At 39.1% G+C, this 13,372-nt stretch carries 15 protein-coding genes and 1 pseudogene; 7 read left to right on the forward strand and 9 right to left on the reverse strand.

Translation table 11 applies throughout. The features are described 5' to 3' along the window. A pseudogene (locus NL42_RS17980) lies at positions 1–130 on the reverse strand (metalloprotease); the annotation flags it as partial. A gap of 81 nt (positions 131–211) precedes the next feature. Here NL42_RS17980 and NL42_RS17985 point away from each other — a divergent pair. After that, positions 212–541: an MGMT family protein gene (locus tag NL42_RS17985; RefSeq protein WP_461313799.1), complete on the forward strand. Its 330-nt coding sequence runs from the start codon at positions 212–214 to the stop codon at positions 539–541. A gap of 74 nt (positions 542–615) precedes the next feature. Here NL42_RS17985 and NL42_RS17990 read toward each other — a convergent pair whose 3' ends face one another. The 5 genes from NL42_RS17990 to carA form a co-directional block, all read right to left on the reverse strand. Then, the gene (locus NL42_RS17990; RefSeq protein WP_446089687.1) at positions 616–1,053 is read right to left on the reverse strand and encodes a universal stress protein; all 438 of its coding nucleotides are present in this window, start codon (positions 1,051–1,053) and stop codon (positions 616–618) included. Between the two features lie 123 nt (positions 1,054–1,176). Next, positions 1,177–1,809 carry a CatB-related O-acetyltransferase gene (locus tag NL42_RS17995; RefSeq protein WP_461313793.1) on the reverse strand — a complete coding sequence of 211 codons (633 nt, stop codon included), beginning with the start codon at positions 1,807–1,809 and terminating at the stop codon, positions 1,177–1,179. Between the two features lie 74 nt (positions 1,810–1,883). After that, positions 1,884–2,360 (reverse strand): transcription elongation factor GreA, encoded by a 477-nt coding sequence (gene greA, locus NL42_RS18000; protein ID WP_016137256.1) that lies wholly within the window; start codon positions 2,358–2,360, stop codon positions 1,884–1,886. An 88-nt stretch (positions 2,361–2,448) separates the two neighbouring features. Beyond that, entirely contained in the window at positions 2,449–5,679 is a 3,231-nt protein-coding gene (carB, locus tag NL42_RS18005; protein ID WP_461313794.1) for a carbamoyl-phosphate synthase large subunit, read from the reverse strand. Positions 5,680–5,693: 14 nt separating this feature from the next. Continuing rightward, entirely contained in the window at positions 5,694–6,833 is a 1,140-nt protein-coding gene (gene carA / locus NL42_RS18010; RefSeq protein ID WP_133972091.1) for a glutamine-hydrolyzing carbamoyl-phosphate synthase small subunit, read from the reverse strand. A 123-nt stretch (positions 6,834–6,956) separates the two neighbouring features. Here carA and NL42_RS18015 point away from each other — a divergent pair, with 123 nt between their 5' ends. Together NL42_RS18015 and NL42_RS18020 are read left to right on the forward strand one after the other, a co-directional pair. Further along, entirely contained in the window at positions 6,957–7,115 is a 159-nt protein-coding gene (locus NL42_RS18015; RefSeq protein WP_461313795.1) for a hypothetical protein, read from the forward strand. A 29-nt stretch (positions 7,116–7,144) separates the two neighbouring features. Then, a complete protein-coding gene (locus NL42_RS18020) occupies positions 7,145–7,732 on the forward strand; it encodes a hypothetical protein (RefSeq protein WP_336167648.1) in 588 nt (195 codons plus the stop codon). Between the two features lie 59 nt (positions 7,733–7,791). On the opposite strand, the gene NL42_RS18025 is transcribed toward NL42_RS18020, so the two are convergent. Then, positions 7,792–8,328 (reverse strand): DOMON-like domain-containing protein, encoded by a 537-nt coding sequence (locus NL42_RS18025; RefSeq protein ID WP_461313796.1) that lies wholly within the window; start codon positions 8,326–8,328, stop codon positions 7,792–7,794. A 16-nt stretch (positions 8,329–8,344) separates the two neighbouring features. Beyond that, on the reverse strand, positions 8,345–8,668 hold the full coding sequence (gene yhbY / locus NL42_RS18030) for a ribosome assembly RNA-binding protein YhbY (RefSeq protein WP_003650075.1): 324 nt from the start codon (positions 8,666–8,668) through the stop codon (positions 8,345–8,347). Positions 8,669–8,867: 199 nt separating this feature from the next. Between yhbY and rlmE the strand changes: the two genes are divergently transcribed. The 4 genes from rlmE (at position 8,868) to NL42_RS18050 (ending at position 12,983) form a co-directional block, all read left to right on the forward strand. Continuing rightward, positions 8,868–9,518 carry a 23S rRNA (uridine(2552)-2'-O)-methyltransferase RlmE gene (gene rlmE / locus NL42_RS18035; RefSeq protein WP_016137261.1) on the forward strand — a complete coding sequence of 217 codons (651 nt, stop codon included), beginning with the start codon at positions 8,868–8,870 and terminating at the stop codon, positions 9,516–9,518. A gap of 133 nt (positions 9,519–9,651) precedes the next feature. Beyond that, entirely contained in the window at positions 9,652–11,547 is a 1,896-nt protein-coding gene (gene ftsH, locus NL42_RS18040; protein WP_042898547.1) for an ATP-dependent zinc metalloprotease FtsH, read from the forward strand. A gap of 134 nt (positions 11,548–11,681) precedes the next feature. After that, complete coding sequence (gene folP, locus NL42_RS18045) at positions 11,682–12,533, forward strand: dihydropteroate synthase (RefSeq protein ID WP_461313797.1); 852 nt, start codon at positions 11,682–11,684, stop codon at positions 12,531–12,533. A gap of 135 nt (positions 12,534–12,668) precedes the next feature. Beyond that, positions 12,669–12,983: a DUF5713 family protein gene (locus NL42_RS18050; RefSeq protein ID WP_005038721.1), complete on the forward strand. Its 315-nt coding sequence runs from the start codon at positions 12,669–12,671 to the stop codon at positions 12,981–12,983. Here NL42_RS18050 and NL42_RS18055 read toward each other — a convergent pair whose 3' ends face one another. Then, positions 12,984–13,325 carry a hypothetical protein gene (locus NL42_RS18055; RefSeq protein ID WP_461313798.1) on the reverse strand — a complete coding sequence of 114 codons (342 nt, stop codon included), beginning with the start codon at positions 13,323–13,325 and terminating at the stop codon, positions 12,984–12,986. Positions 13,326–13,372 lie beyond the last annotated feature (47 nt).

Here is a 13,372-nt window from a genome sequence, read left to right on the forward strand (position 1 = left end):
CGAAAGTGACAGGAACGATAGGACGACCATCTGTAGATACTTTAGGTACTTCTCCTGAAGGAATAGGGGGGCGAGTAGTACAAGAAACGCACAGTAAAGTCCCGGTAACCACTAATAATGTTTTTTTCATGCAGATTTCCCTCAAGCCCACCTTGGATTGCATTTAGTTTTAGTCAAATTTTTTTATATGATATGAATTATGTCAATTTTTCTGGAGTCCATTTTGACAACTCAGTATGAACTACATCGGCAGATTTTAGAAGTCATTGCTTTGATTCCTTACGGAAAAGTTGCAACTTATGGGCAAGTGGCTCGTATGGCAGGGTTACCTAAACATGCCAGATTAGTGGGCTATGTTTTGAAACATCTTGAAGCGGATCATCAAGTCCCTTGGTATCGGGTTATTAATTCTCAAGGCAAAATTAGCCTAAGCAAATTTAATGACAAGAGTGAAAGTGTTCAGCAGTTAAAGCTAGAAGCTGAAGGAGTTTATTTGTTAAACGGTAAAGTAAACTTAAAGCAATTTGCTTGGCAGCCATAAAGATACTAAAAAGGCTATTTATTTAAAAATCATTGCCTAAATTATTAGAGTTAACAAAATAGGCAATATGAAAGTTAGCGAACAATTAAAACAGGAATATGACTTTCGCCTAAGACTTTTTGTGCAACACTACCAAGTACAAGTTTTCGAACCCCTGTACGACCATGAGAACCCATTACAATCAGATCTGCATTTAGATCTTGAGCGGCTTGAATAATTTCTTCATGTACAACAAAACCTTCCAGTAGTTTGGTTTCGACAGTAATGCCTTCATCGGCAAATTCTTGCTTTGCGTGTTCTAAAATATCGAGTAAATAGGTTCTTGTCCGTTCAATCAACTCATTCGTTTGACCAGTTTTTACATAAGCGTCAGCAATAAACGGATCAAGAGCCATAACTTGCACAACTGTAATTTTGCTATTTAATGCTTTTCCCAGTTTTATTGCCTCTTTCATGGCAATCATAGAAGTTTCAGAACCGTCAATTGGTACAAGAATATGTTGATATAACATGAGTGTTTTCCTTATTGTAATGATGCTTATTTATTCAATACTTTATACTTATTTTTTGACGATTTAAATTCAAGCACGTAATCATTTGTGATTTTATAACAACAAATTTTTGTAGATATATTTTTATAGATTCCGCAAATTTTCCATATGTGTAGATAACGCATCTATATCTTCTGTTTGTAAATATTCGCGTATTTTCAAAATTTGCTTCTCATCTAAATCATACAGTTTTAAAGCAAGCAGTTTATTGATTTGTTCTTGAGGAAAACGATATTTAATAATTTTCGCAGGTACACCACCTACAATTGCATAGGGTGGAACATCTTTAGTTACCACAGCTCCAGTTGCAACTACTGCACCTTCACCAAGTTTGACCCCTTGCATAATCATTGCACGGCTACCAATCCAGCACCCATCGGCAATTACAGTATCACCTGCTGCTAAAAAGCTGCGGGTATCAAAAGGAAAAGTCGAAATCCAATCTTGTCTATGAAGTTGGTTACCACCCATCATAATTACGCATTCAGCGCCAAAACAAACAAAATTACCAATACGAAGTTGATCAATTGGTTTATCAGGTGTCGAGGCTTTGTCATGTAAATAACGCACGACACAACGTTCAAAACCTTGATCCCAATAGGCTGAATAATAAGAATAATGACCACTGATATGGATATTCGGGTTTTTAACAGTTTTATGGATAAATTCAAATTCACACCAATGACGAACTGGAGTGTTAATTAAAGATTTATCCATTTGTAATTTCCCAAAAATATATCAATGGTATTGAATAAAAACCCCTCATAAAGAGGGGCTAGTTGTGTATTATCTTAGAGATATTCTACACTTACGACTTCATATTCGACTTCGCCTTGAGGAGTTACGATTTTCACTTCATCGCCTTCACTCTTACTCAAAAGACCACGTGCGATTGGTGAGTTCACCGAGATTTTATTAATTTTAAAATCTGCTTCGTCGTCGCCAACAATTTTATAAGTTTTACGTTCTTCAGTATCAAGATTTTCAATTGTTACTGTTACACCAAAAACAACACGGCCATTTTGCTCAAGTGTTTTAACATCAATTTCTTGAGCAGCGCCTAATTTACCTTCGATATCCTGAATACGACCTTCACAGAAACCTTGCTGTTCACGCGCAGCATGATATTCAGCATTTTCCTTTAAGTCACCATGTTCACGTGCTTCAGCAATAGCTTGAATAATACGTGGACGTTCAACAGATTTTAAATGTTGTAATTCTTTCTCTAAGGCAATTTTACCTTCAGGGGTCATTGGATAGCGTTGCATTTTGGTCCCTCTTAATTTGAGAAAACACAGTTAAAAAAAATGAAAAAATCCCGCCACCGATAAGGTGACGGGACTTATCGGTAACAAATTAACCTACAGTTAAATCTTGCAAGCGGTATACATCCATTGGCAATTTCACATCAAAAGCTTGGCAAACAGCTTCTGCACCATTGATAGTCGTTGTGTAATACACTTTGCCTTGTAGGGCAGCACGACGAATCATTGCAGAGTCATATTGAGCCTGTTTACCTTCAGTGGTATTGACAATAAGGTGTATTTCACCATTTTTCAAGCGGTCAACAATATGTGGACGACCTTCAGTTACTTTATTCACAGATTCACATTCTAAACCTGCTTCTTTAAGAACTTTGTATGTACCACCTGTTGCAATAAGCTTGAAGCCATATGCAGCTAATTTCTTAGCGATATCTGCAATATATTTCTTGTCAGATTCACGTACTGATAAGAAAGCATTTTTGACTTCGCCTTCGGTTGGTAAACCAGGTAAGCGATCATTTGAGCCTAAAACAGCTTTATAGAATGCTTCACCAAATGTTTTGCCAACACCCATTACTTCACCTGTAGATTTCATCTCAGGTCCAAGCATTGGGTCTACGCCTTGGAATTTAGCGAATGGGAAAACAGCTTCTTTCACAGCAAAGTGTTTTGGAATGATTTCTTTAGTAAATCCTTGAGATTCAAGCGATTGACCAGCCATACAACGTGCAGCTACTTTTGCTAAAGAATCACCAATACATTTCGATACGAATGGAACTGTACGTGAAGCACGTGGGTTAACTTCAAGAACGTAAACATCTTCGCCTTTAACTGCGAACTGTACGTTCATCAAACCAACCACACCAAGTTCTTTTGCCATCGCAACAGTTTGACGACGCATTTCATCCTGAATTTCTTTAGATAAAGAATAAGGAGGAATTGAACATGCAGAGTCACCTGAGTGAATACCTGCTTGTTCGATGTGTTGCATGATACCGCCGATCACAACGTCTTTACCGTCAGATACACAGTCAACATCAACTTCAGTTGCATCATCAAGGAAACGGTCAAGAAGAACAGGGGCTTCGTTAGATGCCTGAACTGCTTCACGAAGGTAACGTTTAAGTTCTTCTTCGTTATATACGATTTCCATTGCGCGACCACCTAATACATAAGATGGACGAACAACTAACGGATAACCTACTTTCGCAGCTTCAGAGATACCTTCTTCAGCAGATTTTACAATGCTGTTGTTTGGTTGACGAAGCTGTAAACGTTGGATCATTTGCTGGAAACGTTCACGGTCTTCTGCACGGTCAATTGCATCTGGTGATGTACCAATAATTGGTGTACCTGCTTCTTCTAAAGCACGTGCCAATTTAAGAGGTGTTTGACCACCGTACTGTACGATCACGCCTTTTGGCTTCTCGGTACGTACAATTTCAAGTACATCTTCAAGTGTTACAGGTTCGAAATACAAACGATCTGATGTGTCGTAGTCAGTAGAAACAGTTTCAGGGTTACAGTTAACCATGATTGTTTCATAACCATCTTCACGCATAGCAAGCGCCGCGTGTACACAGCAGTAGTCAAATTCGATACCTTGGCCAATACGGTTTGGACCACCACCAATCACCATGATCTTGTCACGATTTGATGGATTTGCTTCACACTCTTCATCGTAAGTTGAATACATGTATGCAGTACCAGATTCAAACTCGGCAGCACATGTATCAACACGTTTGTAAACTGGGTAAACACCCAAATTCCAACGTTGTTTACGGAATTGTTTTTGTGAAATACCCATGAGGTCAGCAATACGTAGGTCAGATAAACCTTTGCGTTTGAAAGCACGGATATTGTCAGCGTTTAAGTCACCAAAACCTAAAGATTTTACTTCAGCTTCAGTTTTAACGATGTCTTGAATTTGGATGAGGAACCAACGGTCAATTTTGGTTGCTTCAAACACTTCATCTAAAGAGAAGCCATGACGGAAAGCATCTGCTACATACCAGATACGCTCAGGGCCTGGAACTTTAAGCTCTTTTAAAATGGTTTCTTTTGCATTTGTTGCACCAGCTTCGATTTTTTCATCAAAACCGCTTACACCAACTTCAAGACCACGTAATGCTTTTTGTACAGATTCCTGGAAGTTACGGCCAATAGCCATTACTTCACCAACAGATTTCATCTGAGTGGTTAATACAGGTTCTGCTTGTGGGAATTTCTCGAAGTTAAAACGAGGAATCTTCGTTACAACATAGTCAATCGATGGTTCAAAGCTTGCAGGAGTCACGCCACCAGTGATGTCATTTTTCAATTCATCAAGAGTATAACCAACAGCAAGTTTTGCTGCGATTTTTGCGATTGGGAAACCTGTTGCTTTAGAAGCAAGAGCAGATGAACGTGATACACGAGGGTTCATCTCAATAACAACCATACGTCCATCTTTCGGGTTAATACCGAACTGAACGTTAGAACCACCTGTTTCAACACCAATTTCACGAAGAACTGCAACCGAAGCATTACGCATCAATTGATATTCTTTGTCTGTTAATGTCTGAGCAGGAGCAACAGTAATTGAGTCACCGGTGTGAACGCCCATTGGATCGAAGTTTTCGATCGCACATACGATAATACAGTTGTCATTTTTGTCACGAACAACTTCCATTTCGTATTCTTTCCAGCCAATTAAAGATTCATCAATCAATAACTGGTGAGTAGGAGAGAGGTCAAAACCACGCTCACAAATCTCAAGGAATTCTTCACGGTTGTATGCAATACCACCGCCCGAACCACCCATTGTAAATGATGGACGGATAATTACTGGAAAACCAAAGCGTGACTGGATTGTTAAAGCTTCTTCCATTGTTTCAGCAATGGCAGCTTTTGGACATTCCAAGCCAATTTTACGCATAGCGATATCGAAGAGTTTACGATCTTCGGCTTTCTCAATCGCTTCTTTGCTCGCGCCAATAAGTTCAACATTATATTTAGCAAGAACACCGTGCTCATCAAGTGCGAGGGCACAGTTCAATGCAGTTTGACCACCCATAGTTGGCAATACTGCATCTGGACGTTCTTTTTCAATAATCTGTGCAACTGTTTGCCAAGTAATCGGCTCAATATAAGTTGCATCAGCCATTGAAGGATCTGTCATGATGGTTGCTGGATTAGAGTTAACCAAAATAACACGATAGCCTTCTTCACGAAGTGCTTTACACGCTTGAGCACCTGAGTAGTCAAACTCACATGCCTGTCCAATCACAATCGGGCCAGCACCAATAATTAAGATGCTTTTAATATCCGTACGTTTAGGCATTATTCGCTCCGTAATTACTGTTTAGATGCTTCGATAAGTTCGATGAAATGATCGAACAAAGGTGCACAATCATGTGGACCAGGGCTTGCTTCAGGGTGACCTTGGAAGCTGAAAGCTGGTTTGTCTGTACGGTGGATACCTTGTAAGGTGCCATCGAACAATGATTTATGCGTTGCTTTTAAGTTAGCCGGTAAAGTTTCTGCATCTACAGCAAAACCATGGTTCTGTGAAGTAATCATCACTGTACCATCTTCAAGGTCTTGTACAGGATGGTTAGCGCCGTGGTGACCATGGTTCATTTTTACAGTTTTTGCACCAGAAGCGAGTGCCAGAATTTGGTGACCTAAGCAGATACCAAATACAGGTAATGTTGTGGTTTCAACAATAGTTTTTACAGCTTCGATCGCATAATCACAAGCAGCTGGATCGCCAGGACCATTTGAAAGGAATACGCCATCCGGATTAAGTGCCAATACTTTTTCAGCCGGAGTTTCTGCAGGAACAACGGTTAGTTTACAACCGCGGTCTGCAAGCATACGCAAGATGTTGGTTTTGACACCGTAATCGTATGCAACTACATGATATTTTAATTCAGGTTGAGAGAAGCCTTGGCCTAAGGTCCATGAACCTTCAGACCATTCAAAACCTGTTGGATCACAACATTCTTTTGCAAGGTCTAAACCGTTTAAGCCACCAAAAGCACGTGCTTTTGCAATAGCTTCTTCTTCCGTAATATTTTCGCCAGCAAGGATACATCCGTTTTGAGCGCCAGTCTGACGTAAAATACGAGTCAGTTTACGAGTATCGATATCTGCAATAGCAACAACATTATGCGCTTGCAAATATTCACTCAACGACTGCTCAGCACGGAAGTTACTGTGTAGTAGGGGAAGGTCACGAATAATTAAACCATTTGCCCATACTTTATGGATACGACCAGATTCAACGTCTTCCGCGTTGCAACCAGTGTTACCAATATGAGGGTAAGTTAATGTCACAATTTGTTGTGCATAACTTGGGTCAGTCAAAATTTCTTGATAGCCTGTCATGGCTGTGTTAAAAACGACTTCTCCAGTCGTACTTCCCGATGCGCCGATTGACGTTCCTTTAAAGATCGTTCCATCTGCGAGGGCTAAAATGGCGGGGATGCTCAAACCAAAGCTCCTGAATTTCGGCTGTAAAAAAGCGAGTAGACCCAAAAAAGATCGGCGATGTTTGGATAAAACATGCCCTCCCTATCGGTCTGCCCGCTTGTAACTTAACAGCGCATTATACGCATGGAACCCCTCAAAGTCTATTTCTTTTCTGCTAAAAAATATAATTCATTGCTTGCTTTTTATAAAAAAATTATCCACTCATCTGAATCCGATACTTTTGATAAATTGTCTGACAATTTGCAAGGTGAATTCTTGGAACTGGATTTATTGTATTGCTAGTTAAAAAATAAACAATATGAGGAAATAGTATGAGCAATAATGAAGTTTCAAAAGAGGTGAGTGAAAAAACTCAAGCAGTAGTTGAATCAGTAAAAGCTGAGGTTAATGAAGTGAAAGAAACCATAGCTGCGACTACAACTAAGGCTAAAAAAACAGTAACCGCTAAAACTGCACAGGTAAAAGAAACTGTTGCTGAAAAAACTGAGCAAGTTAAAGAAGTTGCTTCGGAAGCAAAAGCTCAGGTAAAAGAAGCTATTACTGAAACTCAAGAGCAAGTCAAAGAAGTTTTAAGCGAGACTCAAGAGAAAATTGAAGCTGAAACTCACGAATTAAATAAGAATATTCAAAATCAAATTGGTCAAATTAAACAAGATATTTTACAACGTCTTGATGTAATTAAAGCTCAGTTTAGCACTTCACAAGAAGGGTTGTCTGACCTTAAAAATGCTTTGAAAGCAGAAATTAATGCCCTTATTGAAGATTTAACAAAAGTGAGCAAAGAGCTTAAAGGTGATATTAGCCAGATTTCTTTGAAGCACAAAGATTCTTTAAGTGAAAGTATTAAGCGTACTAAAAATAATGCAGTCGAAGCTTGGAATAAAGCAAGAGACAATTAATGATCTCTGCTTTGGTCCAGCTATAAAAAAGCGAGAATTAATTTCTCGCTTTTTTATTTTTAGAACTGATGTAACCAGTCACGTTTATTATGGAAATCTGCACTTTTTCCACTATGCTGCATTGCATAGTACTGCATACCATCTTTAGTCTTTAAAACTGTAGTTAAACCTAAATAAAGGTTTGACCATTTCAAGCGATGCTCTTGCATAAATTGCCCTAAATCGAGACTAACATTTAAGCCATAGTGAGTGCGCTTGAGGTGGTTCAGTTCAATATCGTAAGCAGCAAGGGGAGGTATACTTTCTGGATAGCGATATTCTTCAAACTGATATGTCTGCCATGCTTGAGAAGGGGAAAGGTTAATTTCCCTGTAATAATCTTCATCATGCACGCCAACAAAAATCTCGAAACAAGTTTCTTCCCACAAAAAATCTTGACGTGGATGAGCCGCGACTTCTTGAGGCCAGATAATAAGTTGATTTGGATCACGAATCCAAAAACCGATATTTAAGGTAGAGGATGCTTGCTGTTCAATTGCGCCAACAACAGAAACAGCATGAAAACGATCAAAAGCTGAAAGTTCGTAACTTGCCATAGTTTGTCAAATTAAATTAGTTTGCTAGATGAGCGTGACGAACAAGATTAGACAAATGTTGGTTTTGTTTAGCTGCCTTTTTGTAAAGCAAAACAATTTTACCAATTTTTTGAACAGCTTGAGCACCTGTTGCTTCTACAATTGCGTCAATTGTTGCAGTACGCGCTTCACGGTCTTCACCAGCAATCTTAACTTTAATAAGTTCATGGTCATTTAAAGCACGAAGCGTTTCTTCGATTACCGCGTCTGTTAAGCCTTGTCCACCAATCATGACAACTGGATTAAGCACATGACCAATTTGACGTAAACGTTTACGTTCATGGATAGATAAAGCGGCCATTAAAAATACCTGATTTTAAAAACGGCTTAGTATAGCAAAAAACTTAAATCCAGATGTACGAAAAACTGTATAAATAATCGATCAACATTATTGGAAAAAAACTGTAAAACTTAGTGAGTTTACGCTACATCCGTACTGTAATGAGAGTAATTTTCACGTACAATGAACGATCAGAAGTTTTTTTGATATTTAGTGAGTTATGGCAACACGCATTACAAACCAGAAACTGTCGAAAAGTAGTCGTGTATGGATGAGGGAACATCTGGACGATCCTTTTGTAAAAAAAGCACAAAAGGAAGGATATCGCGCTCGAGCAGCTTATAAACTTCTTGAAATTCAAGAAAAATATAAGTTGATTAAGCCAGGCATGACTGTAGTAGATTTAGGCGCGGCTCCTGGTAGTTGGTCTCAAATCGCTGGGAAACTTGTTGGTAGCAAAGGTTTAGTCATTGCTTCCGATATTTTACCTATGGATGCTTTGCCTGATGTCACTTTCTTACAAGGAGACTTTAGAGAAGAAGATGTATTTGAAAATTTGTTAAATATTTTAAATGGGCGACAAGTAGACATTGTAATTTCTGATATGGCCCCCAATACATCTGGTAATAGGGCTGTTGATCAACCTAGACAGATTTACTTATGTGAACTGGCTTTAGATTTTGCTCAAAAGGTTCTTGGTCCGAATGGACAACTTGTAGTTAAAGTGTTCCAAGGCACAGGATTCGATGAGTTTCGTAAACAAGTAGTTGATAGTTTTGATGTGTTAAAAACAGTAAAACCAGCAGCTTCTCGTGCACGATCTAAAGAAGTTTTTTTGGTTGGACAAGGGCGTAAGAAAGCATTGCGATAAAGTTTACTTGCCAAGCTCCTAAAAATTGTGCATTTTGTACTTTTAGGTTATCCGCAAGCAATACAGTTGCTGCTTTTATGACGATCGGCCAAGTTTGGGCATGATCAAATTAGATCGATATGGGAATAAAGCTTTGAGCGATTACTTCAAGAATGCCGTATTGTGGCTAATAATACTTGGTGTTCTGATTTTAATTTTCAGTAATATCAGTGACCGCAACAAGCCTACTGCTATGAAATATTCAGATTTCGTTGCAGCGGTGAATAGTGGCCAAATTAAGCAAGTCACAATTGACGGTTTAAATATTAATGGTGAAAAAACTAACGGATCACAGTTTGAAACTGTTCGTCCGCAAGTTGAAGACACTGAGCTTATGCCAAGCTTAAATAAACAAAATGTTGTTGTTGAGGGAACAGCTCCACAACGTCAAGGCATTTTGATGCAACTTCTCATTGCTAGTTTCCCTGTACTGTTAATCATTTTGTTATTCATGTTCTTTATGCGTAACATGGGTGGTGGTGCAGGCGGAAAGAATGGACCGATGAGTTTTGGTAAGTCGAAGGCAAAAATGCTTTCTGAAGACCAGATCAAAGTCAATTTTGCTGATGTCGCCGGCTGTGATGAAGCAAAACAAGAAGTTGTTGAAATTGTAGATTTCTTAAAAGACCCTGCAAAATTCAAACGTTTGGGCGCTACTATTCCTCGTGGCGTACTTATGGTTGGTCCTCCGGGTACTGGTAAAACGTTATTAGCTAAAGCAATTGCTGGTGAAGCGAAAGTTCCTTTCTTCAGCATTTCAGGTTCTGACTTTGTAGAAATGTTCGTGGGTGTGGGTGCGTCCCGTGTCCGTGATATGTTTGAGCAAGCGAAGCGTCACGCGCCATGTATCATCTTTATTGATGAGATTGATGCAGTTGGTCGTCACCGTGGTTCAGGTACGGGTGGTGGTCATGATGAGCGTGAACAAACTTTAAACCAGATGCTTGTGGAAATGGATGGTTTTGAAGGCAATGAAGGTGTAATCGTTATTGCTGCAACTAACCGTTCTGATGTGCTTGATAAAGCATTATTGCGTCCTGGTCGTTTTGACCGTCAAGTAATGGTTGGTTTGCCGGATATTCGTGGTCGTGAACAAATTCTGAATGTACATTTGAAAAAGTTACCTTCAGTTACAGGTGTGGACATGAAAGTGTTAGCACGTGGTACACCAGGTTTCTCAGGTGCACAATTGGCCAACCTTGTTAACGAAGCTGCATTATTTGCTGCACGTCGTAATAAGAATACTGTCGACATGCATGACTTTGAAGATGCAAAAGACAAAATCTACATGGGTCCAGAGCGTAAGTCGATGGTTCTTCGTGAAGAAGAGCGTCGTGCAACTGCTTATCATGAAGCTGGTCATGCAATTGTTGCAGAGATTTTGCCTGGTACAGATCCTGTTCATAAAGTAACGATCATGCCACGTGGTTGGGCTTTAGGCGTAACTTGGCAGTTACCTGAGCAAGACCAGATTAGCCATTATAAAGACAAGATGCTAAATGAAATTGCGATTTTGTTTGGTGGTCGTATTGCTGAGGAAGTATTTATTCAACAGCAATCTACTGGTGCTTCAAATGACTTTGAGCGAGCTACTAAAATGGCGCGTGCAATGGTCACTAAGTACGGTATGTCTGACAAAATGGGTGTAATGGTTTACGAAGATGAAAACCAAAATGGTTTCTTTGGAAATGTAGGTAGTCGTACGATTTCTGAAGCAACTCAACAAATGGTTGACGAAGAAGTTCGCCGTATTCTTGATGAGCAATATAAAGTTGCGCGTAATATCTTGGAAGGTAATAAAGATATTGCACATGCAATGGTAAAAGCTTTGATGGAATGGGAAACCGTTGATCGTGATCAAATTCGTGACATTATGGAAGGTCGTGAACCACAACCGCCTAAAGTCTATGTTGCTGAAAATCCCGTGGCTGCATTTGAACCACCAAAAGATGGTCCATCTACACCACCACCATTACCAGCAATGAACTAAATTAGTTAAAAAAAGAGCCACAGTCATGTGGCTCTTTTTTTATGCATGTATTTCAGACAAAGCCGAAAAGAAATCAGCAGTATATCGAGCACAGACTTGTTAAAATGTTGCCGAATATTAAATTGGAGCTTGTCATGCAGCTAATGCCTTTACCTCAGCAAATTCTACAATGTGGACAGCTTCAGTTAGATTTATCACAGCCTCACGTTATGGGCATTTTAAATGTCACACCGGACTCTTTTAGTGATGGTGGAAAGCATAATCAAGTGGATCAGGCTATTGCACATGCGCTAATCATGATAGAGCAGGGGGTTACCATTATCGATATTGGTGGGGAATCTACGCGTCCAGGGGCATCTGAAGTAAGTGTAGAAGAAGAAATTCGTAGAGTTGTACCTGTGGTTGAGGCTTTAGCTAAACATGATGTAATTCTATCCATTGATACGAGTCAGCCTGATGTCATCCGTGCAGCGAAAGAAGCAGGTGCGCATATTTGGAATGACGTGCGTGCGCTTACTCGACCAAACGCTTTAAAAACTGCGGTAGAGTTAGATATACCTGTAGTGATCATGCATATGCGTGGTGAGCCCACTACAATGAATCAGCTAGACCAATATACGGATGTAACGTTAGATGTAATACAAGAGCTTCAGCAGCGTGTGGACGAGGCTTTAACTGCTGGCGTAAAAAAACAGAATATTATTATTGATCCGGGGTTTGGTTTTGCAAAAAATGCACAGCAAAATTTAAAATTATTAAATGAATTTTGGAAACTCCATGAAATGGGTTATCCAATTTTATCTGGTCTTTCTCGTAAACGTTTTATTGGAGAAGCTTTAAAGGGTGTAGCTGCAGATCAGCGTGCGGTGGGGAGTGTGACGGGTCATTTACTCAGTATTCAGCAAGGAGCATCCATTGTTCGTGCACATGATGTAAAAGCTATGCATGAGGCAATTCTTATTTGGAAAGCGATGGAAAAAGCTTGAAGAAAAATAAGCTTTTATAATCTGATTATGATTAATTGATTTCATAGATTAGATGGTTAAGTCAGGGAAAATTGTCGTTATTGTTTTAAAAATATGTTATAAGCGGCAGGTTTCTGCTGCTGTGTAAACTTTTGTATGTTCGAAGACTTACTTCTCCCAATGTTTGATGATGAGTATTATCCAGATATTTTAGTCGCTGAACTCAAGCAGTTAATTGAACAATTTGCCAAAAAAGTTCAAAAGTCTGCTTTAGCTGATCAGGATATCTATCGCTATGCTCATCAAACTGTTATTGAAATTAATGAAATGAAACCACAGTTTGAAGATCTGGATTCTTCGCTAGATGATAGTGCTGCTGACTATATTGCTGAAGCAATGATGATGGTGGCACAAGGTGCGGGATATTTAGATCTTGAGATGGAAGAGCTGGTTATGAATCGAGAGTGGTGATTACTCTCGATTCTCAATATTTTCAAATGCATCTAATAAATGACAAGATGCCTTTGAATGAATTTCGTTTATTTCTTTAATTTTTAACACTAAAACACCATTCTCTTGGTATTCGGCATCTGCTAACAAACTGATCCAATAAGTTTCTCGTTTTTCTTCTAATGCTTTGAATTTATCTATTATGTGTTTAGGTGCTTTAATTAAATAATCATCTTTGGTGATAGAGCAGCGAGAAAAATGCCAGTTGTCATCTTTAAAAGAAATAGTGCCAGAAAAAAGATCTGTAGCGTAAACCTTGGATATAGAAAGGATGCTACACAGAAGTAATAATATTCTTATCATAAAATTCATTTTTAATTAGGCATAAAAAAACCAGCTTACGCTGGATT

The sequence above is a fragment of the Acinetobacter sp. GN11 genome (assembly GCF_054823985.1).